At 54.6% G+C, this 22677-nt stretch carries 27 protein-coding genes and 1 pseudogene; 15 read left to right on the top strand and 13 right to left on the bottom strand.

Annotated elements, in window-relative coordinates:
* Positions 1-163 precede the first annotated feature (163 nt).
* Positions 164-1561, top strand: a complete 1398-nt coding sequence (gene mnmE, locus QQ91_RS19695) for a tRNA uridine-5-carboxymethylaminomethyl(34) synthesis GTPase MnmE (RefSeq protein ID WP_166277728.1) — start codon at positions 164-166, stop codon at positions 1559-1561.
* Positions 1562-1935: 374 nt separating this feature from the next.
* Here the strand turns inward: mnmE and QQ91_RS19700 are convergent, their stop codons facing one another.
* Positions 1936-2109 (bottom strand): hypothetical protein, encoded by a 174-nt coding sequence (locus QQ91_RS19700; RefSeq protein ID WP_166277730.1) that lies wholly within the window; start codon positions 2107-2109, stop codon positions 1936-1938.
* Between the two features lie 558 nt (positions 2110-2667).
* Between QQ91_RS19700 and QQ91_RS19705 the strand changes: the two genes are divergently transcribed.
* A complete protein-coding gene (locus tag QQ91_RS19705; RefSeq protein WP_166277733.1) occupies positions 2668-3624 on the top strand; it encodes an RNA polymerase sigma factor, RpoD/SigA family in 957 nt (318 codons plus the stop codon).
* Here QQ91_RS19705 and QQ91_RS19710 read toward each other — a convergent pair.
* A complete protein-coding gene (locus QQ91_RS19710) occupies positions 3617-4714 on the bottom strand; it encodes a M28 family peptidase (RefSeq protein ID WP_201277207.1) in 1098 nt (365 codons plus the stop codon). The two genes, QQ91_RS19705 and QQ91_RS19710, sit on opposite strands and share 8 nt — an antisense overlap.
* The gene (locus QQ91_RS19715) at positions 4711-5430 is read right to left on the bottom strand and encodes a diacylglycerol/polyprenol kinase family protein (protein ID WP_236095983.1); all 720 of its coding nucleotides are present in this window, start codon (positions 5428-5430) and stop codon (positions 4711-4713) included. Before QQ91_RS19715 ends, QQ91_RS19710 begins: the two co-directional genes overlap by 4 nt.
* 151 nt (positions 5431-5581) lie before the next feature.
* Between QQ91_RS19715 and hisH the strand changes: the two genes are divergently transcribed.
* Together hisH and rsmD are read left to right on the top strand one after the other, a co-directional pair.
* Complete coding sequence (gene hisH / locus QQ91_RS19720; RefSeq protein WP_166277739.1) at positions 5582-6232, top strand: imidazole glycerol phosphate synthase subunit HisH; 651 nt, start codon at positions 5582-5584, stop codon at positions 6230-6232.
* A complete protein-coding gene (gene rsmD, locus QQ91_RS19725) occupies positions 6229-6786 on the top strand; it encodes a 16S rRNA (guanine(966)-N(2))-methyltransferase RsmD (protein WP_166277742.1) in 558 nt (185 codons plus the stop codon). The genes hisH and rsmD overlap by 4 nt, the downstream gene beginning before the upstream one ends.
* 54 nt (positions 6787-6840) lie before the next feature.
* Here rsmD and petG read toward each other — a convergent pair whose 3' ends face one another.
* Positions 6841-6954, bottom strand: a complete 114-nt coding sequence (petG, locus tag QQ91_RS19730) for a cytochrome b6-f complex subunit V (RefSeq protein WP_166277745.1) — start codon at positions 6952-6954, stop codon at positions 6841-6843.
* Positions 6955-7215: 261 nt separating this feature from the next.
* Here petG and QQ91_RS19735 point away from each other — a divergent pair, with 261 nt between their 5' ends.
* The gene (locus QQ91_RS19735; RefSeq protein ID WP_166277748.1) at positions 7216-8628 is read left to right on the top strand and encodes an energy transducer TonB; all 1413 of its coding nucleotides are present in this window, start codon (positions 7216-7218) and stop codon (positions 8626-8628) included.
* Here QQ91_RS19735 and QQ91_RS19740 read toward each other — a convergent pair.
* Positions 8625-9146: a pentapeptide repeat-containing protein gene (locus QQ91_RS19740; protein ID WP_166277751.1), complete on the bottom strand. Its 522-nt coding sequence runs from the start codon at positions 9144-9146 to the stop codon at positions 8625-8627. The two genes, QQ91_RS19735 and QQ91_RS19740, sit on opposite strands and share 4 nt — an antisense overlap.
* Positions 9147-9199: 53 nt before the next feature.
* On the opposite strand from QQ91_RS19740, the gene QQ91_RS19745 reads away from it, so the two are divergent.
* Complete coding sequence (locus QQ91_RS19745; protein ID WP_166277754.1) at positions 9200-9583, top strand: DUF4346 domain-containing protein; 384 nt, start codon at positions 9200-9202, stop codon at positions 9581-9583.
* Between the two features lie 18 nt (positions 9584-9601).
* A complete protein-coding gene (locus QQ91_RS19750; RefSeq protein WP_166277757.1) occupies positions 9602-10771 on the top strand; it encodes a sensor histidine kinase in 1170 nt (389 codons plus the stop codon).
* Between the two features lie 42 nt (positions 10772-10813).
* Here QQ91_RS19750 and QQ91_RS19755 read toward each other — a convergent pair whose 3' ends face one another.
* Complete coding sequence (locus tag QQ91_RS19755; RefSeq protein ID WP_166277760.1) at positions 10814-11002, bottom strand: NAD(P)H dehydrogenase subunit NdhS; 189 nt, start codon at positions 11000-11002, stop codon at positions 10814-10816.
* A 173-nt stretch (positions 11003-11175) separates the two neighbouring features.
* On the opposite strand from QQ91_RS19755, the gene QQ91_RS19760 reads away from it, so the two are divergent.
* The 3 genes from QQ91_RS19760 (at position 11176) to accC (ending at position 14372) form a co-directional block, all read left to right on the top strand.
* Positions 11176-12768 (top strand): glucose-6-phosphate isomerase, encoded by a 1593-nt coding sequence (locus QQ91_RS19760; protein WP_166277763.1) that lies wholly within the window; start codon positions 11176-11178, stop codon positions 12766-12768.
* Positions 12769-12857: 89 nt separating this feature from the next.
* The gene (locus QQ91_RS19765; protein WP_166277766.1) at positions 12858-12998 is read left to right on the top strand and encodes a hypothetical protein; all 141 of its coding nucleotides are present in this window, start codon (positions 12858-12860) and stop codon (positions 12996-12998) included.
* 6 nt (positions 12999-13004) lie between these two features.
* Positions 13005-14372 (top strand): acetyl-CoA carboxylase biotin carboxylase subunit, encoded by a 1368-nt coding sequence (gene accC / locus QQ91_RS19770; RefSeq protein ID WP_166277769.1) that lies wholly within the window; start codon positions 13005-13007, stop codon positions 14370-14372.
* Between the two features lie 56 nt (positions 14373-14428).
* Here accC and QQ91_RS19775 read toward each other — a convergent pair whose 3' ends face one another.
* The gene (locus QQ91_RS19775; RefSeq protein WP_166277771.1) at positions 14429-14737 is read right to left on the bottom strand and encodes a YggT family protein; all 309 of its coding nucleotides are present in this window, start codon (positions 14735-14737) and stop codon (positions 14429-14431) included.
* Between the two features lie 117 nt (positions 14738-14854).
* Positions 14855-15178, bottom strand: a complete 324-nt coding sequence (locus QQ91_RS19780) for a hypothetical protein (protein WP_166277774.1) — start codon at positions 15176-15178, stop codon at positions 14855-14857.
* A 179-nt stretch (positions 15179-15357) separates the two neighbouring features.
* Between QQ91_RS19780 and QQ91_RS19785 the strand changes: the two genes are divergently transcribed.
* Positions 15358-15813, top strand: coding sequence for a VOC family protein (locus tag QQ91_RS19785; protein WP_166277776.1), 456 nt, complete (start codon positions 15358-15360; stop codon positions 15811-15813).
* Positions 15814-15890: 77 nt separating this feature from the next.
* Here QQ91_RS19785 and QQ91_RS19790 read toward each other — a convergent pair whose 3' ends face one another.
* Positions 15891-17000 (bottom strand): calcium/sodium antiporter, encoded by a 1110-nt coding sequence (locus QQ91_RS19790; RefSeq protein WP_166277779.1) that lies wholly within the window; start codon positions 16998-17000, stop codon positions 15891-15893.
* 50 nt (positions 17001-17050) lie between these two features.
* Between QQ91_RS19790 and QQ91_RS19795 the strand changes: the two genes are divergently transcribed.
* On the top strand, positions 17051-17188 hold the full coding sequence (locus tag QQ91_RS19795) for a hypothetical protein (protein WP_166277782.1): 138 nt from the start codon (positions 17051-17053) through the stop codon (positions 17186-17188).
* A gap of 47 nt (positions 17189-17235) precedes the next feature.
* On the opposite strand, the gene QQ91_RS19800 is transcribed toward QQ91_RS19795, so the two are convergent.
* Entirely contained in the window at positions 17236-18252 is a 1017-nt protein-coding gene (locus QQ91_RS19800; protein WP_166277785.1) for a homogentisate phytyltransferase, read from the bottom strand.
* Positions 18227-19141: a methyltransferase domain-containing protein gene (locus tag QQ91_RS19805; protein ID WP_166277788.1), complete on the bottom strand. Its 915-nt coding sequence runs from the start codon at positions 19139-19141 to the stop codon at positions 18227-18229. The genes QQ91_RS19800 and QQ91_RS19805 overlap by 26 nt, the downstream gene beginning before the upstream one ends.
* 202 nt (positions 19142-19343) lie before the next feature.
* On the opposite strand from QQ91_RS19805, the gene QQ91_RS19810 reads away from it, so the two are divergent.
* A complete protein-coding gene (locus tag QQ91_RS19810) occupies positions 19344-20435 on the top strand; it encodes a tocopherol cyclase family protein (RefSeq protein WP_166277791.1) in 1092 nt (363 codons plus the stop codon).
* Between the two features lie 36 nt (positions 20436-20471).
* Here the strand turns inward: QQ91_RS19810 and QQ91_RS19815 are convergent, their stop codons facing one another.
* Entirely contained in the window at positions 20472-21023 is a 552-nt protein-coding gene (locus QQ91_RS19815; RefSeq protein WP_166277794.1) for a DUF1997 domain-containing protein, read from the bottom strand.
* A 364-nt stretch (positions 21024-21387) separates the two neighbouring features.
* Between QQ91_RS19815 and QQ91_RS19820 the strand changes: the two genes are divergently transcribed.
* Complete coding sequence (locus tag QQ91_RS19820) at positions 21388-21519, top strand: helix-turn-helix domain-containing protein (RefSeq protein WP_201277209.1); 132 nt, start codon at positions 21388-21390, stop codon at positions 21517-21519.
* Between the two features lie 68 nt (positions 21520-21587).
* Here the strand turns inward: QQ91_RS19820 and QQ91_RS19825 are convergent, their stop codons facing one another.
* On the bottom strand, positions 21588-21785 hold the full coding sequence (locus QQ91_RS19825) for a hypothetical protein (RefSeq protein ID WP_166277797.1): 198 nt from the start codon (positions 21783-21785) through the stop codon (positions 21588-21590).
* A gap of 433 nt (positions 21786-22218) precedes the next feature.
* Here QQ91_RS19825 and QQ91_RS19830 point away from each other — a divergent pair.
* Positions 22219-22626: pseudogene (locus QQ91_RS19830) on the top strand (IS110 family transposase); the annotation flags it as partial.
* Positions 22627-22677 lie beyond the last annotated feature (51 nt).

Consider the following 22677-nt stretch of genomic DNA (forward strand, 5'->3'; position numbering starts at 1 on the left):
AATCGCTGGCTTTACATATCCTATGTGATAGCGCTTTGATGGAGCTTGGAATATCAGCAAGGATAGCCAGGAGACAGTTAGATCGGTGCGCTTGGCTTTTGGGGTTGTTCTTTTGGTTTTGGGCTGTTCTTCTGGTTAATGTACCCTAATCCTTAGGTGAACTATGCACAATTGGGAGGCTTCCCCGGTCGGTGGGGGAGGGACCACGATTGCGGCGATTGCAACGGCGGTGGTTCCGCAGCAGGGCAGTATTAGCATTGTGCGGCTTTCTGGGCCGGACTCGGTTCCGATTGCTCGCCGCCTGTTCCAGGCTCCAGGGCATCAGCCTTGGGAGAGTCATCGAATTTTATACGGGAAGGTTTGCCACCCGGTGACCCAGGCGGTCATTGATGAGGCTCTCCTGCTGTTGATGCTCCAGCCTCGATCCTTTACCCGAGAAAATGTGGTGGAGTTCCACTGCCATGGCGGCATGATTGCGGTGCAGCAGGTGCTGCAACTGTGTCTGGATCAAGGGGCGGTTCTGGCCCAGCCGGGTGAATTCTCCCTTCGGGCCTTTTTAAATGGTCGCCTTGACCTGACCCAGGCTGAGAGTATTGCCGATCTTGTGGGGGCGCGATCGCCCCAGGCGGCTCAGGCGGCAATGGCTGGGCTGCAAGGCAAGCTGGCCGCCCCCATTGCCCAGATGCGTCGGACCTGCCTGGATCTGCTGGCGGAGATTGAGGCCAGAATTGATTTTGCGGAGGATTTGCCGCCCCTGGATGAGGGCGAACTGGCGGACCAAATTCAGCAGATTCTGCAATCTTTGACCCAACTCTTGGCGACCGCAGACCGCGGAGAGCTGCTCAGAACTGGCCTGAAGGTTGCCATTGTGGGACAGCCCAATGTGGGAAAATCTAGCTTGCTCAATGCCTGGAGTCGCAGCGATCGCGCCATTGTCACTGACTTGCCAGGGACCACTCGCGATGTGGTGGAGTCCAATCTGGTGGTGGGCGGAATTCCGGTGCAGGTTCTAGATACCGCGGGCATTCGCGAGGCCCATGACCAGGTTGAGCAATTGGGCATTTCGCGATCGCTCCGGGTGGCCCAGGAGGCAGATCTGGTTTTGTTGACCATTGACGCCTCCCAGGGCTGGACCCGATCGGATCAAGCCCTGCTGGAGACCATCATGGATTTGCCTAAGCTCTTGGTGGTCAATAAGGTCGACTTGGTGGATCAGATCCCCCCCCTGCCTACGCAGCCGTTTCAAGCGGTGGTCTACACCGCCGCGGCCCAGGCCCAGGGCATTCAGGATCTGGAAACTGCCATTCTCCAAGGGACCGCTCAGGGGCAGGTGTCTGCGGCTAACCTCGACTTTGCCATTAACCAGCGGCAGGCCGCGGCCCTGGGCCAGGCCCAGATCAGTTTGGAAAATTTGCTGCAAACCCTTGCGGATCAGCTTCCCTTGGACTTCTGGACCATTGATCTGCGAGAGGCGGTGCAGCGCCTGGGAGAGATTACCGGCGAGGATCTGGTGGAATCGGTGCTCGACCAGATCTTTTCGAAATTTTGCATTGGGAAGTAATTATTGCATCAAGCGTGGGGGGGGGGGAGGATCGAGCGGCGACTGCGCAGCCCGTTTAACGCCAGTCCACCGACAGCGGTGGTTAACACATTGATACCGTCGCAGGGGAAGAAGGAAGGAGATCACATGATCGCGCTGCTTTCTCCGCACTCGAACCAATTCTTGACCGCATTTTGGACAGAAGGCCTTCATGAAATCTAGACAAATATCACTGGATTGCTGAATCCGTTAATCATGGCATGGTTTGAGGATTGGTTAGGCAAAAAGCTCGGCCAGGGGCGCTGAACCTAAGGCCAAGAGTGGGCTTTATCCTTTTGCGTGACAGGCTGGCGAGCAGCGGCCGGGGCCAGGTTCACCCGGCAAAGACAGCGGTCTCACCCGCGTCGGAACCACAGATAGAAAGCCAAACCCAGAGAGGGCAAGAGGACAATCCCTAAGGCCACCGCTGGAGTCTGAGAGAGGGGCAACAGCGGACCGACCCACTGAATTCCCAGGGCGATGGCGAGGGAAATCAGGGCAATCTTGATCAGTGGTTTGACGTAGTTCATGGAAACTGGGCCTCTGAAGGTCTGCGGGAAAAATCTGGCGCTCTCCAATTTAAGCTCTCCTCCAGTGAATCGTTACATTCTTTAACCGCTCTCAGAAATCTGAGCGGAAGGAATTCCGTACATTCAAGGAGAAGCAGTCAAAAATAGTGTCTAATTCTCAGGAATGAAAAACTGAGGCGAATGCTGGCGGCTGGAAAGCTTCTATGAAGCATAAATTTCCTGTTTGGTTCTTAAAAGAAGGATTTTTTGCATGATTTTAGTCCTTTGATCCTGAGGCATGCAGAAAGGACTGGGGGGGGCCTATGGACATTCCTTAGATTTCCTGTTACATTTTGTAATATTAGAGCGATTCTCTTTCCAGCCAGTTCAGTTAAATTCAAAGCTGCAGAGGGGAAAGAAGGTATTGAGCTTAACATTTTGGAATGTAAAGTTCACCTAGCCTCTAGGTGCAGCGAACGTCGGGCAGACGTGAGTGAATGGTCGTGAAGCAGTGGCGTGTATCTAGTTCTCTAGGATTTTTTTATTTGTTCGTCACCAGTTGTGCAGGGGCATCCAGACATGAAGACAGCGGAATCATCTAAGGATTTGGTCAGAGCCTATCTCCGTGAGATTGGGCGCATTCCACTTCTGACCCATGAGCAGGAAATTACCTTTGGCAAGCAGGTTCAGCAGCTGGTTCATCTCAACCAGGCGAAGGAGTCCTTGCAAAATCAGCTGGATCGCGAGCCAACCCTGACAGAGTGGGCTGAGAAAGTTCAGATGTCTCAATTAGACCTGCGGGAGGCCATTGCCCAGGGACAGCAGGCTAAGAAAAAGATGGTGGAAGCCAACTTGCGTCTGGTGGTATCCGTGGCTAAGAAATATATCAAGCGCAATGTGGATCTGCTGGATCTGATTCAGGAGGGCACCATTGGCCTGCAGCGAGGCGTGGAAAAGTTTGATCCGACTAAGGGATACCGCTTTTCTACCTATGCCTACTGGTGGATTCGGCAGGCGATTACGCGGGCCATTGCCGAGAAGGGACGAACCATTCGTCTGCCAATTCACATTACGGAAAAGCTCAATAAGATTAAGAAGACTCAGCGGACGTTGTCCCAACAGCTAGGGCGCGCTGCCACAATTGCAGAACTGGCGGAGGCGCTGGATCTGACCAGTAAGCAAGTGCGCGATTATCTAGAGCGATCGCGTCAGCCCCTCTCCCTGGATGTCAAGGTGGGTGAAAATCAGGATACCGAGCTGATGGATCTGCTTGAAGACCCTTCGGCGTCTCCTGAGCGCTTTGCGGTGCAATCCTCCCTGCGGAGTGATCTAGAACAGTTGATGAAGAGCCTGACCAGTCAGCAGAAACTGGTTATCAAGCTGCGCTTTGGTTTAGATACCGGGAAGCCCTTGACCCTGGCTAAGGTGGGTGAAAGTTTAGAGATTAGCCGCGAGCGAGTTCGCCAGATTGAGCGCGAAGCCCTGAATAAGCTGCGTAAGAACAAGAACGCCATCTTTGAATATCTGGCTAGCTGAGGCTGTTTTCAAAAAAGGAGGCCAGGGGAACCTCCACGTTTAAAAGCTGCCAAACCGTAGTGGCCACCGTTTGTGCCGACTCCCTTAGGAAGGTGAGATCCAGGGTTTCCAGGGTATCGGTTGGCTGATGGTAATGGGGATTGCGTAGAAAGGCCGTGTCACTGACCATAACCGCTCCAATCCCTTTTAGCCAGAAGGGAGCGTGATCGCTCCGCAGCACAATGGGGGTGAGCAATCCCTTAAAGGGAACATTGAAGGTGAGCAGTGGCAAAGCAGACTCCGCTGGGGGGCGACTTTGATCAAAAGCTGCGCTTAGCCAGGGATGCTCTCCATCGCCCACAACGGCTAAAAAGTCGCCCAAGGCAGTGGGAGGTTGCACCTCAAGTTCGTCCGGGGTCTGTTGACAGCCCACGCGCTGACAAGAGTAGCCCAGCATTTCTAATATAATGGCGCCATCGAGATCTACCAGCGCCTCGGGCTGATCCGTAAAGGCCGCGCTGCCCACGACGCCGCGTTCTTCGAGATCAAAAAATGCCAGGGTCAGGCCTTTGGGCGTTTCAACGGTGCTGAAAAGTTGGGCCAACTCCAGGACTACGGCTGTTCCTGAGGCGTTGTCGTCCGCTCCAGGCGTTCCGGCAACGGTGTCGTAGTGAGCCCCCACTAAAAGGCGATGGGCCTCTGGGACTTGACCGGGCCGCTGGGCAATCACATTAACCCCTCCGGGAAAGGTCTGCTCCTGGTAGGTCCATCCCTGGTTGCTCAGGACATTTTCTATGTAACGACGCGTGGCCTGGCGCTGCACAGGATCGTGGCGCTCTTGGGTCAGGGCGCGTAAATGCGTCAACAGGCGATCGCCACTGACCGTGGGAGCTGAGGCGGCATCCACCAGAGGGGGGTGGGGCAACACTGGCGACGGGCTTGTGGATATCGGAGGGGGCGAATCCACCGGAGTAGAGCCTTGACAGCTAATCACCAAGCCTGCACAGAGGACGACAAGACCCAATAAGGCCCAGGATGCAGAAATCCACTGGCGGAGGGCCTTACCCACCGGGAACACCACAGATTGGCTGAACCAGCGCCAGATTGTCATCGTGCAATTGCCCATGTGATACAGCCAAAACAAAGGGCTGCACTGCCCAGGGGAACGGTTAAATTATCTAACCCAAACCTTGAAAGCGATTCTAACGCAGTTGCCCAGAGGCTGACGATGGCGGCGATGGCGATGAGCAAAAACATGGGCAGCTGTGCGCCGTAGACAAGGCCCAAAATCCCCCAGGTAATCAAAAAGCTAACGATTAGCATCGTTAAAGATCCTTCCCAGGTTTTTTGGATTCCCCAGAGTTGATATCCATGGGTGCCATAGCGCTGGCCAATTAACGCTGCTAAGCCATCTCCCCAGGTCATGATTAAGACGCCAATGACGGCAAACTGAGGCAGGGCGGGGCGCCAGAATCCTAGCATCAGCAAGCCAATGCTGAGGGCATAAAAAAAAGTGCCCCAACTCTGGCGCCCTACCCCACTGACGCTGGCCAGGATAGGGAGGCGATAGGACAGCAGCGTCACCCCGCAAAAGATTAGGGAGGCAAGCAGTCCCAGTTCAGGGGGGGTATGGAGCCACCAGGCCCATAGAATAACGTTTCCGGTGCCGATGTGAACGATTTTTCGCGGGATTTCTTGACTAAATCCATCCTGGCGTGCTATCCACTCTGCCAATCCCAGCACCAGGGCAATCCACAGCCCCACAATCGTCAGGGAGGAAATCCAGGGATCGAGCCAGATCGATAACAGGTGCATCGGATCAAACATGGGATGGGGCTGCAGGGGAACGGAACAAACGATGGCTGAGCCTGCTGAGTGGAGAGATCTCAGGGCCAGATTAACCCAGGCGCTACACAAGGGCGGTGAAGGAGACCCTCTAGGTTCAGTACAATAAATGAGTTTACTAGGGGATAGGACCATGACCACCATTGCTGTCATTGACTATGACATGGGGAACCTGCACTCCGTCTGTAAGGGACTGCAAAATGCAGGCGCCCAAACAGTGGTCAGCGATCAGGCTACGGTGATGGATCAGGCCGATGGCATTGTGCTGCCGGGAGTGGGGGCCTTTGATCCTGCCATGGATCATTTGCGATCGCGTCAGCTTGAGCCTGTGATTATCCGGACGCTTCAGACCGGCAAGCCCTTTCTGGGAATTTGCCTGGGGCTACAGGTGCTCTTTGAAGGCAGTGAGGAAGGGAACGAGCCAGGACTAGGAATCTTTCAAGGCACCGTGCGTCGATTTGCCCCAGAACCCGAACTCACCATTCCCCATATGGGGTGGAATCAGCTCCAGATTTCCGACCCTCAGCAACCCCTCTGGCAAGATCTGCCTGCCCATCCCTGGGTTTACTTTGTGCATTCTTACTATGTTGCGCCTGAGGACGAGTCCATTGTCGCGGCCACCACTACCCACGGCCGTCAAACCGTGACGGCGGCGATTGCCTCGGGAAATATCTTTGCGGTGCAGTTTCATCCCGAAAAGTCTTCCCTCGCGGGGCTGCAGCTGCTCTCCAACTTTGTTAACCGGGTGAAAGCGCAGAAGCAATCTCCCCTGGTCCAGCGATGACTCTTCGCATCTATGGCAAGCGCACGATTCAGACCCTTCCTGGATCCTTAACCCGCCCCACCGCCGCGAAGGTGCGCGAATCGATTTTTAACATATGGGCCGAGAGAATTCCTAACTGCCGCTGGCTGGACCTGTGTAGCGGCAGTGGTGCAATGGGGGCGGAAGCCTTGATGCGAGGTGCCAGGGAGGTGACGGGAATTGAGCGATACGCTCCAGCCTGCAAAATCATCCGAGAAAATTGGCAAAGGGTGAGCCGCAGCGATCAAAAGTTTGTGGTCTTGCGGGGAGATGTTTGCAAAATGTTGCTGAAGCTCCAACCCGCCTACGATCTCATCTATTTTGACCCGCCCTACCAATCCCAGCTTTACGAACCCGTTTTAGAAATCCTGGGCGAGAGACGCTTGCTCAATGCCGCAGGGGCGATCGCCTCGGAGCACGATCGCCAAATCCAGCTTCCTGATCGCATCGGTGCGCTGCAGGTTTTCCAACAGCGCACCTATGGCAACACCCGGCTCACCTTTTATCGCTATGGGGTAGCTGCTGACAGTCGCTGACTGTTCAGCCCGCCGTTTTACCCAGGAAAACAAGGATATGACAGGTGCGGTTCATTACAGGCCCAGTTCATTTCCGCGCTTGTATTGGAGGTAGGCGGCCACAAACAGGCCCGCTAGCGTGATAGGGATCAGACCCAACACAATTCCAGACAAAAGGGGTTCAACCACTCGTTCGACTCCTTAATTAACTTGCGCAATGCAATTAATCTTAAGCAAATTCAGGAATCTCTGACCACCCATTGCGGAAACTTTTTCCCACAGAGGCGGGTCTTGGTGTTCCCAGACAGATGAGGTTTGACTAGATCCCAGGCCGTTGGCGAACGGCGGCCCTTCAGTCGACTCGCTACAATAAATAACTGGTCAACGAGTAACTGGTCAGTGCAAGGACCAACCGTGGCCAACTTAAACTTCAGCTTGAGAAAAATTGGCATGAGTTTTGCGCAAAAGTTTGGCCGCGGCCCCGAATCTAACTCCCTCAGTCTCGCCATGTTTGCTTCGGTGGGATTTCACGCGGTTTTATTTGTAGGCATGGCTCTAATTCCGGCCTCCAGTGAGCCCAAACCTCGTCCCCTGAGGATTGTGAACCTGCTTCCCCCAAGCCAGCAGTCCGCCGCTTCGCAGACCCAAGCCAACACAGCCACCCTGGACTATCTGCTGCAAAACCCGCTTCCTGACCTGAGCGCAAATGCCGCTCCGCCGCTGGGGAATGCGGACAGTCCTGGTGTCCCCTCAGATCCCAATGCTGCTGTTTTCAACGGCAACCGCCGCGGCTTCGGATCCGTAGACACCTCAAAATTACTGACTAAAAATGCCCCGAATCAGTCCTTTACCTCCTTGCCCTCTTCCCCCAGGCCACCGGTTTCTTCACCCGCTTCTCCATCGGTTTCTTCACCCGCTCTGCCGCCCTCTTCCCTGGAGCCCGCGACAAAGCCGCCGGTGCCTGCTCCTCTGGGTGCCCTACCCCCCATTGGGACCGTCCCGGATGTGGGGGCTGGTGCGCCTGAACCGGGACGGCTGCCAGCCCCCACCTTTCCCGGTGGCGTAGCCCTCAATCCCCGGGGGGGAAGCTTGGGGGGCGGTGAAACTCCAGGGGATGGCAGCGGAACCATTCCTCCCAGTTTGGACGGTCGCATTCCAATTTTGCCCCTGCAGGTTGCCTACAACTATCCGCAGGAGGCCTGTGCAGAAAAACTTCAGGGAACGGCAACCGTTGCCCACTACCGAGACCCCAACGGTAATTATGTGGCGGGGAGTGAAGAGTTTGAGGACCAATCAGGAATTTCGGTGCTAGATAGCACCGCTGTAAGTGCCGTTAAAAATCAGCCCGTTGTTGGAAATGGCCAGTATCAGCGCTATGTGAGTCGATTTGACTTTACCTACTCCGAGTCAGCCTGCTCCGCCAAGGCCTCGCCCCCCTCTTCCCCCGCCCCCTCGGTCACTCCCGGTGCATCTACGACCCCGGCCAGTGACTCAACGCCGACACCGTCTCCAACCCCTTCTGCGCCGCCCCCCTCCAAGGCCAGTCCCTCTCCTTCCCCTTCCCCTCAACCCCAGGCCAAGCCTTCCCAGTCCGATGGCAGCCCTCCGGTGAGATCTCCACAGCCCTCCGCCGCTTCCCAGGAAGCAGCGACCTCCTCGACCCAACCGAAGGATCCGGCCCCACAGCCCACAGTTTCTCTGCCCCCCGCTTCCCCCTCCTCCTCTCCCGCGGGGGCACCTGGGTCTGCTCAGGATTTAGTTCTCCCTGATCCTGCCGCCCCTGGCCCGGCGTCCCAGGCTGATCCCCAAGCGACGGTAAGCGCAGATGACTCTGAGGCCGCGCAGGAAGAGGCGGCTCCCTAGGGTAAGGATTGCCCAATGCTGCCATCGGGCAGGATGGTTTCCCAGAGAATGGCTTCGGAGAGATCGTTTAAACTGAGTTCGGCTCCCCAGAGATTGGCGCCGCTGAGGTCCGCTTGCTTAAAATCTGCCCCGATGCAACGAGCATGGCGGAGGGTTGCGCCCCTGAGATTACATCCTGTCATCACGCTCCCTTCCAGATTGGCGTGATCCAGCTGAGCATTTAAAAGGGTTGAACGACTGAGCAGGGCAAACTTGAGGGTGGCGAGCTTGAGCTGAATTCCCGTGAGATTGGCCCCCATGGCCTTGGTGGCGGTTAAATTAGCCCGGCTTAGATCCGCTTCTATGAGATCGATGCCGTGGAGAACGCTATGGCTCAGGTTTGCGCCCGATAGCAAAATATGGTTAAGACAGGTGAAGCTGAGGTTGCAGCCTGATAGGTTAAGCCTGGGAAAGCTGCGTTTTCCTGTCCCGTAGTCTTGAATAAGTTGCTCTCCGGCGGATACAGTGCTTTGTTTCATAATGAAGGATAGAGGACCCTACAATAAGATGATCGTGACGGTCACTGCGAATAATGAACTCTATCTTGGCTGAGCAAACCCAACTTAATGACAAGCTATCACACCGATTTATTGCCTTAGACCCCGCAGGATATTTCTTAATTTATCTCGATCGTGAGCATAGTCTCATTTGCGCAGAACACTACACCAACGAGATTAACGAAAAGGGTTTAGCCGTTGATCCAGACACCGGCGAAGTCATTGCTTGTCAAGGAAACGCGCCGCGGGTGCCCACAGCAATCTTTCGGGCCAAAACCGCGAAGGAGTTGTGCATTGCGATCTTGGAGCAGCCGGATCTGCGGCTGGTGTCTTACCTGGATCACGCCGCCTACCTAGGCCGAGAATTTATGAAGGCCGAATATGCGCTGGCGCATCAGCTTGACTATATCCAGGATTGACTGTACTCGATATTCCAGATGCTGCATTCAGCCCTTGGTCCACCGGAAATCCTGCCTCTGTTGGGACAATTGATTGATCAATCCAATGACCTAACCCTGGTGATGGGTCCTACCGGGGAGGTGAACTACCTCAGTTCCTCTGCGCAAAGGGTTTTGGGCAGTCTGCCTGAAGTCTATTCCTGGCGCGCCCTGCTCAAGCGGGTTCATCCCGATGATCGATCCAGTTGTTTACGCTACGGGCAAGTCATGTTGGTCAAGGATGCGCCAGGACGCTCTCCAGAGATTCGCCTGCGAGACCTGCGGAACCACTGGCACCAATACGAGCTTAAACTGGTGCCCCTTGAGCCAAGTGAGCCGACAGCTCTCAAGGGTCGAGGGAGTTTCTGGGGGATTTCGCTGCGACCCCGTCCGGATCGAGACTGTCTTGTCTCTGAGGTGGGGCTGTCTGCGGTTCTCAAACCCCTTCAAACCCGTTCCAGCTTTCTTGCCGTCATGTCTCATGAGCTGAGAACGCCCATCAATGCAATTAATGGGTTTTCGCAGCTTTTATTAAGACAGCGTCATGCCCCTCTGTCTCCGCAACAGGAAGATATGGTGATGCGCATCCTGACCAATGGGAAGCATTTGTTGACCTTAATTAACGATGTGCTCGATCTCTCCAAACTAGAGGCTGGGTGGATGCAGCTGCACCCGCAGAGTGTTAATATCAACGACTTAATCGAGGGGACAGTGCAGGAAATTTCCTCCTTGGCTACGCAAAATAACCTGGACTTAGAAATCGTTCAGCGTCTCGATAATCCAGTGATTCTGAATGACCCTACCCGGCTGCGGCAAATTCTGGTCAACCTTCTTTCAAATGCCATTAAATTTACCCAGGATGGTCAGGTGTGGGTGATTGTGGAGGAACTCAACTCAACCTTCATCCGCATCAGTGTTCAGGATACGGGGCCTGGTATTGCCTTGGATCATCTGGATCAGGTCTTTGGAGAATATTGGCAGGTGGATCAAAGTCCGTCTCGACGGCATCAAGGAACCGGGCTAGGGCTTGCCATTTGCCAAAATTTGGCCAAGCTGATGCAGGGCACAATTCAAGTGCACAGTGAACTAGGCCAGGGGGCAACCTTTCGGCTGACCATCCCACGAGTTGTGCGTCTCCCTGGCGCCAGCGTAGAGAGGGGGCGATGCTGAGGTGATGTCCTGTGGCCGGGGCGAGGGGTTTAGAGGCAGGGGTTAGGTGATCGGGACCAGCGCTAGCTCACTGAGGCGAAAGGTGACCAGCTTGTCCCAATTGCCGCCCTCAAACAGAACTGCGGCGCGCTGATTGCTGACCCGTTGGACCAAACCTTCATACTCATAGTAGGTGTCGCCAGGATTAATGACTTTAACGGTGGAGCCGGGAAGGATAGAAGAAGGTTGCATCGTAGAAAACGTCAAGTTCAAATCAAGATGATTATATCGATTGTGCTGTCCCAACGGGTCTAGGGGAAGACCCCCTTGAGCAAACCCGAAATTCTGTGAACCGGATTGACGGAAACTGTAAGCGACAGGCTATGTTTAGGAGGTGTCCTTATCAAGAGTTTAACGGTATCACCATGGATGCAGCAGCAAGCTGGCAACGATATCAAGACTGGCTTTATTTCCATGACGGGTTGACCCTCTACGTTGATATCAGCCGCATGGGCTTTGATGATTCCTTCGTGGATCATCTGCGTCCGAAGTTTGATCGCGCCCTTCAAGCGATGGCTGATTTAGAGGCCGGGGCGATCGCCAATCCCGATGAAGGACGAATGGTGGGGCATTATTGGCTGCGTGATGCTGACTTGGCCCCTACTCCAGAGCTGCGGGATGAAATCCGCAAGAATGTGGCCGATGTGGATGCCTTTGTGGGGCGATTGCACCGGGGAGAGATTGTGGCTCCCAATGGTCAGTATTTCACCGATGCCATTTCCATTGGCATTGGGGGGTCCGCCCTAGGGCCGCAGTTTGTCTCAAAGGCCCTGGCTGGATTTAATCCCAGCATTCAGCTGCATTTTATTGATAATGCCGATCCTGCTGGAATGGATGAGGCCCTGGCGCAGGTACAGGACCGGCTGGCCACCACCCTGGTCATCACGATTTCCAAGTCGGGGGGGACTCCAGAGACGCGCAACGGGATGGTGGAGGTGCGCCACCGCTTTGAGCAGGCGGGGCTAGACTTTCCCCGCCACGCGATCGCCATTACGGCCTATGGGAGTCAGTTAGCCAACCTTGCCCAGTCGGAAAACTGGCTGGCCTTCTTCCCCATGCATGATTGGGTGGGAGGACGCACCTCGGAGCTGTCTTCGGTGGGGCTATTGCCCGCTGCTCTGGAGGGCATTGATATTCGCGGTATGCTGGCGGGGGCGCGGGAGATGGACCAGGCCACGCGGGCGGTAGACCTGCGACAAAACCCAGCTGCCTTGCTGGCCCTGGCCTGGTATTACGCTGGCAATGGCCAGGGCGAAAAGGATATGGTGCTGTTGCCCTACAAGGATAGCTTGCTGCTGTTTAGTCGCTATTTGCAACAGCTGGTGATGGAGTCCCTGGGCAAGGAGCGAGATTTAGATGGCAATGTGGTGCATCAGGGGATCGCCGTCTATGGCAATAAGGGATCCACAGATCAGCATGCCTATGTTCAGCAGCTGCGCGATGGGGTGCCCAATTTCTTTGTCACCTTCATTGAAGTGCTGGAAGACCGCCAAGGCCCGTCCCTGGAACTAGAGCCGGGGATCACCTCCGGAGATTATCTGCTGGGGTTTTTGCTGGGAACCCGAGAGGCCCTCAGCCAAAAACAGCGAGACTCTATCACCATTACGATCCCCAGGGTTACCCCTCGCATTGTGGGCGCCCTCATTGCCTTGTATGAACGAGCGGTGGGACTATATGCCGCGCTGATTCACATTAATGCTTACCATCAACCTGGCGTTGAAGCCGGGAAAAAAGCGGCGGCCCAGAACCTGTCTCTTCAGAAAACTCTGCAGTCTCTCCTCAGGGAAGCTGAAAAACCTCTGACGTTGCAAGAGCTAGCTCAAAAGGCGCAGGCGCCAGATCAAATTGAAACCATCTATCAGATCCTGCGTCATCTACATGCCAACCAGCGGGGGGTGGTGTTGCAAGGGAATCTTGGAGTTCCTAAAACCTTAACGGCCACCGCAACAAATTATTAGGATTTCCGCCTAGTCCCTCCCGCAATTAGGCGCTAGGATTTCTGTAGTTGACTCAACTCATCTCAATGAATTGTTAAAGGACTTGACCAATGGCCTCTGACTTTGACCGTGGCATTATGAAATTTAAGGGCGCCGATCGCCCTGTGACCGTTGCTGTATCTTCGCTCTTGATTCTGGGTGCAATTGCTGCTTTGGTTTGGTGGTCATTGCATGCTGCCTACGTGTTTTAAGCGCCCATGGAGTTTTCGAAAATTTTAATCGCCAATCGTGGGGAAATTGCCCTGCGGATTTTGCGAACCTGTGAGGAAATGGGCATTGCCACGGTGGCTGTTCATTCCACCGTAGATGCCCAAGCGCTCCATGTGCAGTTGGCCGATGAGGCGGTTTGTATTGGAGAGCCCCCGAGCAATAAGAGCTATCTGAATATTCCTAATATCATTGCTGCGGCCCTGACGCGCAATGCAACGGCTATTCATCCTGGTTACGGATTCCTGGCGGAAAACGCTCGCTTTGCGGAAATTTGTGCCGATCACAAAATTCATTTTATTGGCCCTACGCCCCACGCAATGCGGTCCATGGGGGATAAGTCTACCGCCAAGGAAACCATGCAGAGGGCAGGAGTCCCCACGGTTCCTGGGAGTCCGGGCCTGTTGCAAGACGATCAACAGGCCCACGCAGTGGCTGCTGAGATTGGCTACCCGGTGATGGTGAAGGCCACTGCCGGTGGGGGAGGGCGCGGGATGCGGCTGGTGCGATCGCCCGAGGATCTGACCAATCAATTTTTGGCCGCCCAGGGAGAGGCCGAGGCCGCCTTTGCCAACCCAGGGGTTTACATTGAAAAGTTTGTAGAATGCCCGCGGCACATTGAGTTTCAGATTCTTGCCGACAGCTACGGGAATGTCGTGCATCTGGGAGAGCGAGATTGCTCAATTCAGCGTCGGCATCAGAAGCTGCTGGAAGAGGCCCCTAGCGCAGCGCTCTCTCCAGCGCTGCGGGCGCGCATGGGAGAAGCGGCGGTGCGAGCTGCCCAGTCCATTCAGTATGTGGGGGCGGGAACCGTTGAGTTTTTGTTAGATGCCGCTGGGGAGTTTTATTTCATGGAAATGAACACCCGTATCCAGGTGGAACACCCCGTCACTGAAATGATTACCGGGCTTGACCTGATTGCGGAGCAAATCCGCATTGCCCAGGGTGAAAAGCTGAAGTTTACCCAGGACCAGGTGCAGCTACGGGGGCATTCTATCGAGTGTCGCATCAATGCGGAGGATCCAGACCATAATTTCCGTCCTAATCCTGGCCGCATTGATGATTATCTTCCGCCGGGAGGGCCGGGGGTGCGCATTGACTCCCATGTGTATCCAGCCTACGAAATTCCGCCCTACTATGATTCGCTGATTGGCAAGCTCATTGTTTGGGGGCTGGATCGCAACCAGGCCATTGCCAGGATGAAGCGTGCCCTTCGAGAGTGCGCCATTATTGGTCCGCGCACCACGATTGACTTTCACAAAAAAATCCTGGACCATCCTGATTTTCTGGAGGGCAAGGTGTATACGGACTTTGTGGCCAGGATGCAGGCCGCCGAGGCTGATAACTCTTCGGTTTGAGTCAAAGGTGCAGCCGCGCTTTCCGGTTGGATCAGTGGCCCACGGGTTTAGGGGAGTCAGAAGATGCCCTGGGCTGCGTGAATCTGCATGAGATGCAGTAGCCCCTGTTGCCCCAGCAAAATTTCACGCAGGAAGCTGACAATGCCGACCCAGAGGATGGGCGTGATGTCCACTCCTCCCAGGGGAGGGATGAGCTTGCGCGTGGGGGCCAGGAAGGGTTCAGTGGGAAAGTAGGCGAGGACAAAGGGGAATTTGCCCAGTTCTGCCTGGGGATACCAGGTGAGGACAATCCTAAAAATAAACAGCAAGATAAAGACCCCTAGCAGAATGCTGAGGCCTAAATTGGTCAACGCTAAAATATCCATTGCCCAGGGTTGAGATGACGGTACCTTTGGTATCCTACACAGTTTTCTGCGCGCTCAGTGCAATTGGGCCTGGCCCACGGAAATTCCTGTCCTGAGGGGAGACAGGCTGGGAAACGGTCAGGGGGTGGGGAGTAAAACTTCGGCCTCTAGGGGGGACAAGCCGCCATCTTGAATCAAGGTCATCCGGGATCGTTCCATTTGCTCGTCCGACAGCGGGGTGAGCGGCACCGAGGGAGGACGACGCAGGATATCATCAGATCCCCTGGCTCTCGTGGAGGAAGAGGATGCCGGTGCATCGAGACGGATCCAGGACCGAACCAAACGGGTGAGGGGACGGCGTAGCAGGGGAGAACTGCTGAGGGCGAGGAGGCCAAACCCGCTAATCCAAAGGAGGGTCAGGGTTGATTGCCACCAGGGTCTGAGAACAAATTGCTTGCTCATATCCATCGTTTTTGCCGGGGGAGTGTTCAGCTATCCTAAAAATTGAACCCAATCGAGTCAAAATTTCCAGGTTTCTTAAACTTTACCCCAGGCTTCTTTGACAGGACGCGTTGTTGTTTAAACTTTTATCAATAAAGATTGAGCAGCTTCTCCCTTACTCTTTCCTTCAGGAGGACGGAATGATCACCCCCGCTACGACCTCTGCAACCCTTGCCGGTCAACTGCGAAAAGTTCACCATCTGGCGTTTAATGTCAAAGACCTGGCGCGATCGCGGTGGTTCTATGGCCAGGTCCTGGGTCTGCAAGAGCTGCAGGGAGATCAAGTTCCAAAAACCCTCCGGACGCTGGTGGCGGAGGGAAAAGTGGCAAATTTTGTGATGGCCGATGGTCTGGTTCTGGATTTGTTTGCCGAACCCCATCTGAATCCCCCTGACCCTGACCCCACCCAGCAGTTTACGCGGGCCAATCATCTTGCCTTTGACATTGCCCCTGAGGATTTCGACCTGGCCCTGGCGGTGCTCAGCCAGCATGGGGTGCAGATTGACCACGGTCCGGTCACTCGCCCCACGGGACGGGGGATTTACTTTTACGATCCTGATGGATTTATGTTGGAAATTCGCTGCGATGCGATCTAGATCCACGTGCCGTTGTGCAGCAGGGGAGACACCGGCGTCACCCACTGGCTACAACCTGAAGGTGCCATGGCGCGGGGTTAAGGCTTGGTGCCTAAATTCAAGCGTCCGTTACGAAACTCTCGCCACACATTAAATCCAAACAGCAATCCCGTGAGGGGAATAATTCCCCAAGCCATGATCCCATTAAAAATTGGCAGGGCTTGATGATCCATGGCCTTGAGAATCAAATGCACCGTGTAAAGTCCGTAGTAGCCCACGAAGATGCCCCCTTCCCAGCGGTTAATCACGTTCCCTGTCAAGAAAATGGGCATACAGGCCACCGCGACGAGAATCACCACCGGAATATCCATCCACAGGGCGCTGGGAAGGATGGTGATGCCTCCTTTGGGGCTGGCGATGGCGGCCACGCCCAGAACCGCCAAAATATTAAAAATATTGCTGCCTACCACGTTGCCCACGGCAATGTCGCGCTCCCCTTTCAGGCTGGCCATTACGGAGGTGGCTAGTTCTGGCAATGAGGTTCCCACGGCTACAATGGTCAGGCCAATGACGAGATCGCTGACGCCAAAGGACCTGGCAATGGCGGTGGAACTGCCCACTAACCAGTCGGATCCCAGGGCCAGCATGACCAAACCCAGGGCCAAAAACACCAGGTTCATCAGCCAGGAGTTTAGGGGGCGATCGCTGCGAAAGCTATATTCCTGAGCGTATTCTTCCTGGACCTCGCGATCGGACTCCTTGAGACTTTGCCAGAGCAGAAAGAGGGTATAGCCCACCCCCCCCATGAACAGGAACACCCCTTCGGCCTGATTGAGCTCTCCATCTAGGCCCAGACCCAGCAGCAGCAGCGAGACGCCCACCATAATGGGCACATCCAGGCGAATAATTTGCTGAGAAACCATCAGGGGGGCAATCAGGGCCGAAATCCCCAGGACGCAGAGTACGTTGAAGATATTGCTGCCCACCACGTTTCCTAGCGCAATGTTGGCGTTGCCGTTCAGGCTAGATTGCAAGCTTACAAACAGTTCCGGGGCGCTGGTGCCGTAGGCCACAATGGTTAACCCAATAATCAGTGGCGAAATCCCCAGCATGGCCGCAATCCGAGAGGCGCCGCGCACTAACGACTCAGCTCCCAGCACTAGGAATACTAATCCACCCAGAAGCACGCCGATAGTTTGTATAGTCATGGGGTTGCGAAACAGAGCGTTGGTGTTGGCAGAAAAGGGGATCGGCTGGGGTGACCCTGAAGACCGCCGATGTACCCTTTACTCTCTCTCAATATACCGAGCGATCGCCGGAAATTTACGCCATTTTTCCAGCAAGCTGGCCCCTGACGTTTCAGCGGGATCCTGCTGTTTTAGACCCGGCAGGGTGAACTCCGGGCTCTGGGGGGGAAGCGGGTGGCAGAGGTCGGCGCTGAGGTTAACCCATGACGCAGGCTAGGGGAAACAAAATATATTCAAAGAAAAATAAACGCCAGACCAATTGATAAAAGCGACTAATCTGAGACCGTTCGCGTAAATCAACCTGGAAACTCATTCCCCACATTATCCCCAGCAGGCCGAGATGAACCACCACCAGGAACAGGGTTTGAACCGATGGCAACAGGCCTCCCAGGGTGAGTCCCACCAAGAGCCCATAGCTAAGGGTTAAGACCCAGCGAGACAGGCCGAACACGAATTCCGGCCCCAGGCGGACGGTGAGGGTGCGAATTTGAAATTGTCGATCTCCCTCGGCATCGGGAATGTCTTTGAATAGGGCAATGGCCAGGGCGAACAGCACCACAAACAGGGTCAAGGCCCAAAGCTCCGGGGGAAGATCTGGGCTCCAGTCCCAAGGCGCAGATGCTGACTGGATCTGCTGTCTGAAATGAACAAAAAAGCCAAGATTGATCACGAGACCCCGCACTCCAAAAATGCACAATGCGGCCCAAAAGGGAAACCGCTTGAGCCGAAAGGGTGGCAACGAATAGACGGTGCCAATGACCATGCTCAGCAAGACCGTCCCCAGCAAAATGGGGCCTTGCACCATTGCCATCAAAAGGGCCAGCCCCCCTAATATCAGCACGATCCAACGCCCTTCCCTGGGGGAGAACTGACCTGAGGCCAGGGGGAGTTGGGGTTTATTAATTCGATCAATGTCAATATCCGTGAGCTGGTTGAGTCCCACAATATAAACATTGGCGCAGAGGCTGGGGATCAGGGCTGACCCGATGGCGAGCAGCATCACATTCAAGGTCCAAGGGGGCCCCTCGCTCAAGGCGGGCGTCCAGGCGGGAAGGGAGGGGGTGAGGGCCAGGGCCATCACCGCCAGGCCCACCACACTCAAACTGGTCCCGATGATGGTGTGCGGGCGAGAAAAGGACCACAGGGACCGGAGCCATGGGCCTAGCGCTGAGACTGGACGGGAACCTTCAGGAGGTTTGGACTTCAAGGTCATCGGTTTCACTCGTTTGCTTCGTACCGGCTAAAAGACCATAGCGAATTAGGCCGGTGCGATAGCCCTCCATCATCAGGGGAATCGCTAGGGCGCCTTCAATGGTCTTCCATCCTGCCGTTATAATCCCCCAAAAAACCGGTGGATTGAGGGCCGACTTGATGACATCTTCCCAGAAGGGGGCCACGGATCTCGACCAGTCTGCAACCTGGAGATTGCTCAGGGGAAGGGTCTGGGCGATCGCCCGGTAATCCTGGATTGAAATAACGTAGGGCAAATGATACAGCCGATAGAGATGGTTCAGCAGGTCTTGCTCCGCACTGGTCAGGGCCGAGGCGGTCGCGCTGCAATCCCGATGACACCAAGTGGCAACCACCAGTCGCCCGCCGGGCTTGAGCACCCGGCAGCATTCGCGCAAAAACTGCTGCTTGTCAGGCATATGTTCGCCGCTTTCCAGGGACCAGACCAGGTCAAAGCTTTGATCTGCAAAGGGCATCGCTAAGGCGTCGGCCACGTGAAACTGCACATGCTCCTTGAGTCCTGCTCTGGCCGCGCGGGTCTCAGCTCGATTGGCCTGAACGGGGCTGAGGGTAATGCCCGTGGCGGAGGCGCGAAATTTACTGGCCAGATAAAGCGTACTGCCACCGATCCCACAGCCCACGTCCAGGAGGGCCTGACTCGTTTCGATGCCGCTCCAGGCTAGGATTTCTTCGATTAAAATTCGCTGGGCCTCTTGGGGACTTTGGACTCTTGTTTGTCCGGTTGGCCCATAGTAGCCATGATGCATATGTTCTCCCCAGACCTGTTCCCACAGGGCTGAGGATTGGTCGTAAAAGGATTGAATGCGTTCTGTAAGGGGGAATGGGGGGGGATTGAAAGGGGGAGAGGTCATGGATTCTTGAGCTTGATGAGATCTTCCTGGATGAGATCTTAAATGGTGGGGCAGAGGGGGCTAGGGAGGACACCCTGGCACCGGAGTGGGAGAGGGCGTTTTACTATATAGAAAACTCATTGTTTCCTCGCTGTTCGATGGGTATTCTCCTGGACCAATAAACTGGACCAATAAACTGGACCAATAAACTGGACCAATAACCATGTTGCTTCAAACTCCCCATAGCGGATTTCATTGGGATGGTAGGCAGCAGCCCTTTTTTGAAGGTTGGTATTATCGTCTGACGCTACCACCGGATTGCCCTTTCCGCCAAACCTCAGGCCCGCAGACCCTGGCGTTTATGTATTCCCTGCAGGCCCCCAGATCCTTGACGGGGGCTAGATCCCAACCGGGCGGGGGATCTGTGCAGATTTTAGGACCAGAGGAACAATATTTCTGTCGTTCCCTGCCCGACCTATCCAAATTTTGGGCCTGGAAGACCAAGCTAGGTCATGGTCAAAGTCGTACTGGCAAGGCTCCCATGCCGGAGGGCTATTGGGTGAGCGCCCACTTGCACAAGGGGCAATTCTGGGATCCTGCCCAGGCTCGCATGCTTCGCTGGCGCTACCACATTGAACCGGTCTATGGCTGGGGATCTCCCCAGGCCCGGCAGCAGTCCACCGCAGGCTGGCTCTCCCGACTTCAGATGTTTGAACCGGGCTGGCAAATCCTGATGGCCCATGGCTGGGCTACGGGCTGGTTCGAACTCCAGGATTTATCCGGGGACGGGCAGACAACGCATCGCTTCGAGTTTCAGCGGGTTCCTGCCTATGCGGAGAAAAACTGGGGCGGGGCCTTTCCGAAAAAGTGGTTTTGGATTCAGTGCAATGCCTTTGATCAAGAACCGGACCTGGCCCTAACTTGTGGGGGGGGGATTCGGCGGGTTTTAGGATGGCAGGAATCAGTAGGAATGGTGGGGGTTCACTATCGGGGACGGTTCTACGAGTTTGTGCCTTGGAATGGCAAGGTTTGCTGGCGGGTTGCTCCCTGGGGAAGCTGGCAGATTTGGGCGGAGCAGCCCGATTACGCCATCGCGCTGAGGGGACACTGTGCCGATCCGGGGGTGCTGATTCGGGTTCCGACTGCCTCCGGTCTGGACTTTTTGTGTCGAGACACTACGCGAGGATTACTTTCCGTCAAGCTTTGGGAGAAGCAGGGCGGAGCGAAAGGGCTGATCATGCAGGCCCATAGCCAGCAGGCGGGGTTGGAGATTGGTGGATTGGATTGGACGGCGGACTGGGATCATGACCCTTGAGGGTGAGATCTTGGGGGGAGGGGCGGAGAAATCTTTTTACGCTGCCAGCACTCTTTGATTCCGGGACTGCTTTGCCCAATCGTAGTAGTCTTGGACCAGCCTTTGCTCTAAGCGCTGGGTGAAGGTTGTGAGGATTCCGTACAAAAATGTTTCCACTGCTTTCTCCAAGACCACCTCGGGCATGAGCTGTAGGACCGGGGGGAGGTCCACCGCGATCGCCAGGTCTGCTTCTCCTGCCAGGCGAGTAAAGGATCTCCCTTGCCGACTCGACAGTTGGCCATTGAAGTCCAGGGCAAAGGACTGCTGCAGCTGCTCGGACCCCTTGAGTCGACAGTTTGAAGACTGCAGGCAGAGTTTCCCTTCAGGTTTGGTCCACACCACCAGATCCACAATGGGTTGGAACATGAGATGCATAAACTCCAGGGAATGCAGTTTGACCTGGAAGGTCGAGTCTTGAATTTCCTGGACCTGCGTTGCACTGGTCATGGCCGTCAGGAGTCGTGTGGGCTGTTCAAGGTACTCCCAGATCAATGGGGCTCGGGTGGGAAAATCTATGGTGAGAGATTTTGAGACTTGAAACTTTTTCATGGGGGATCCTCCGGCAATCGACAAGGCAATGTTCAGGGTGAATTCTTCTGGTGAGGGACGGACTTACATCCAAGCTTTCGACCTTCTTCCCCGATTTGTTCGCGAATGGTGTGGGGATCTGGAACTAATTTTGAAAAAAGTCGAACGGGTGTGTGTTTGTAAAGAATTGTAACAAGTGTAAAGAGGCCAGGGGGTTCGGGAAACCGAACAAGGTTGCCAATTTAACACAAGGCCGGGAATTCTCCACTTACCGATCGGTACAAGGGTGAGATGAGAGGCGCGTCAATCAAGCGGTTCGATGCCGCGCAGATTGACAATAGTCTATTGAACTTACCATCGACTCTTTGTATGCCAAGCTCAGAGCATGAGAAACGTTGTCAAGGTCAGACTCTATCCAACCGCTGAGCAGCAAATAGCCTTATCGAAGGTGTTTGGCTGTCAAGACAGGGGTATGATGACCGCTTACCAGAACTCAAACAAGAGTTTCCTGGGTTGATGTGAGTATTATTCTCAGCACAGCCCTATTCCCCAAGACATCGTGAACCATCGCCATCGGCTGGCCAGCTATTCATCCTGGTCAAATGGGGAAGCAGCAGCCAACCTTTTGGCAACGATTTCGGGATCACTATCTTTTTCTTCGGTTTTAGGATCAAGATCAACTTCTGAATCACGCTTCATAGCGTCTTGAAAGGAGGCGATCGCTTTTTCTAGGTTTCCCTTCTTTGCAGATTGTTGTCCTGACTCGATGAAGTAATCGGCCATTAGGGGGTCTACAATCGCCTTTGGGTTAGAATCTGGTTCTGGAGTTTCTGGATTGAGGTCCCGATCCGGTTGAAGTCTTTGAATTTTTTTACCTTGTATTTTGAGAGGCCAGGTGACCCGTTTTAACCTTGGTGAGCAACACCGGAATTGTAGCTTGGGTACCGATATTCTAAGAAAGAGCGTGGTAAGGTCGTTGCAACCCTAGTGTCCAACACTGTTTGGTAGCCCTGGTCACCACGCTGTTAGCCTAATGACGAATACTCGAACAATCGCCTGAGGCCATGACCTCGTATCGGCAAGGATGAGTTGTCAACGGGACAATAAACCTAGCCCTAGAATACTATGACTACTCAAATGACATGGGTTGGTGTTGATATTTGTCAAGCTCACCTCGACGTCCATATCCTCTTAAACCAATGAGAGTTTCCAATATCCGAATAATAGTTCTGTGATTGAGGAACTTATCGAGAAATTGATGGGGTTTTCGGCTGTGCGAGTCGTTTTTGAAGTGACTGGAGGCCTAGAAGGTCTGCTTACATCTTCCTTAGGTGCTGCAAAGATTTCTATGGCGAGGGTTAATCCTCGAAAGGTCCGCGCCTTTGCAACAGCTTTAGGAAGCGCCAAAACAGATGCGCTAGATGCCTATGTAGTTGCTCTTTTTGCTCAAAGTCTGAAGCCAGAACCTCCCGTGGTGTCCAATCATGACTCTCAGGTTTTCAGTGGTCTCGTCAAGCGACGACGGCAACTCGTCTCGATGAAGCTGACAGAGCAGAATCGCCTATCTCGTGCGCCTCAAGCTGTTAAAGCGGATATTGAGAGAGTGTTTGTAAATAAATGTTGAGATGAATTGCTTTCGACTCAAGATGTGTATTTTTGGGAAAGTAGAGTTTTT

The sequence above is a fragment of the Lyngbya confervoides BDU141951 genome (assembly GCF_000817775.3).
Classification (GTDB): Bacteria; Cyanobacteriota; Cyanobacteriia; order Thermosynechococcales; family Thermosynechococcaceae; genus Lyngbya; species Lyngbya confervoides.

Bases quoted from the DNA above. Each gene is read 5' to 3' on its own strand.
- QQ91_RS19805 (WP_166277788.1), bottom strand. From the start codon at position 19,141: ATGACCTCTCCCCCTTTCAATCCCCCCCCATTCCCCCTTACAGAACGC.
- QQ91_RS19800 (WP_166277785.1), bottom strand. From the start codon at position 18,252: ATGACCTTGAAGTCCAAACCTCCTGAAGGTTCCCGTCCAGTCTCAGCG.
- QQ91_RS19740 (WP_166277751.1), bottom strand. From the start codon at position 9,146: ATGAAACAAAGCACTGTATCCGCCGGAGAGCAACTTATTCAAGACTAC.
- QQ91_RS19700 (WP_166277730.1), bottom strand. From the start codon at position 2,109: ATGAACTACGTCAAACCACTGATCAAGATTGCCCTGATTTCCCTCGCC.
- QQ91_RS19765 (WP_166277766.1), top strand. From the start codon at position 12,858: ATGGCCTCTGACTTTGACCGTGGCATTATGAAATTTAAGGGCGCCGAT.
- QQ91_RS19705 (WP_166277733.1), top strand. From the start codon at position 2,668: ATGAAGACAGCGGAATCATCTAAGGATTTGGTCAGAGCCTATCTCCGT.
- rsmD (WP_166277742.1), top strand. From the start codon at position 6,229: ATGACTCTTCGCATCTATGGCAAGCGCACGATTCAGACCCTTCCTGGA.
- QQ91_RS19710 (WP_201277207.1), bottom strand. From the start codon at position 4,714: ATGACAATCTGGCGCTGGTTCAGCCAATCTGTGGTGTTCCCGGTGGGT.
- QQ91_RS19715 (WP_236095983.1), bottom strand. From the start codon at position 5,430: ATGTTTGATCCGATGCACCTGTTATCGATCTGGCTCGATCCCTGGATT.
- QQ91_RS19735 (WP_166277748.1), top strand. From the start codon at position 7,216: ATGAGTTTTGCGCAAAAGTTTGGCCGCGGCCCCGAATCTAACTCCCTC.
- accC (WP_166277769.1), top strand. From the start codon at position 13,005: ATGGAGTTTTCGAAAATTTTAATCGCCAATCGTGGGGAAATTGCCCTG.
- QQ91_RS19825 (WP_166277797.1), bottom strand. From the start codon at position 21,785: ATGGCCGATTACTTCATCGAGTCAGGACAACAATCTGCAAAGAAGGGA.
- QQ91_RS19750 (WP_166277757.1), top strand. From the start codon at position 9,602: ATGCTGCATTCAGCCCTTGGTCCACCGGAAATCCTGCCTCTGTTGGGA.
- QQ91_RS19755 (WP_166277760.1), bottom strand. From the start codon at position 11,002: ATGCAACCTTCTTCTATCCTTCCCGGCTCCACCGTTAAAGTCATTAAT.
- QQ91_RS19760 (WP_166277763.1), top strand. From the start codon at position 11,176: ATGGATGCAGCAGCAAGCTGGCAACGATATCAAGACTGGCTTTATTTC.
- mnmE (WP_166277728.1), top strand. From the start codon at position 164: ATGCACAATTGGGAGGCTTCCCCGGTCGGTGGGGGAGGGACCACGATT.
- QQ91_RS19775 (WP_166277771.1), bottom strand. From the start codon at position 14,737: ATGGATATTTTAGCGTTGACCAATTTAGGCCTCAGCATTCTGCTAGGG.
- hisH (WP_166277739.1), top strand. From the start codon at position 5,582: ATGACCACCATTGCTGTCATTGACTATGACATGGGGAACCTGCACTCC.
- QQ91_RS19790 (WP_166277779.1), bottom strand. From the start codon at position 17,000: ATGACTATACAAACTATCGGCGTGCTTCTGGGTGGATTAGTATTCCTA.
- QQ91_RS19820 (WP_201277209.1), top strand. From the start codon at position 21,388: ATGAGAAACGTTGTCAAGGTCAGACTCTATCCAACCGCTGAGCAGCAA.
- QQ91_RS19785 (WP_166277776.1), top strand. From the start codon at position 15,358: ATGATCACCCCCGCTACGACCTCTGCAACCCTTGCCGGTCAACTGCGA.
- QQ91_RS19780 (WP_166277774.1), bottom strand. From the start codon at position 15,178: ATGAGCAAGCAATTTGTTCTCAGACCCTGGTGGCAATCAACCCTGACC.
- QQ91_RS19810 (WP_166277791.1), top strand. From the start codon at position 19,344: ATGTTGCTTCAAACTCCCCATAGCGGATTTCATTGGGATGGTAGGCAG.
- QQ91_RS19745 (WP_166277754.1), top strand. From the start codon at position 9,200: ATGAACTCTATCTTGGCTGAGCAAACCCAACTTAATGACAAGCTATCA.
- QQ91_RS19815 (WP_166277794.1), bottom strand. From the start codon at position 21,023: ATGAAAAAGTTTCAAGTCTCAAAATCTCTCACCATAGATTTTCCCACC.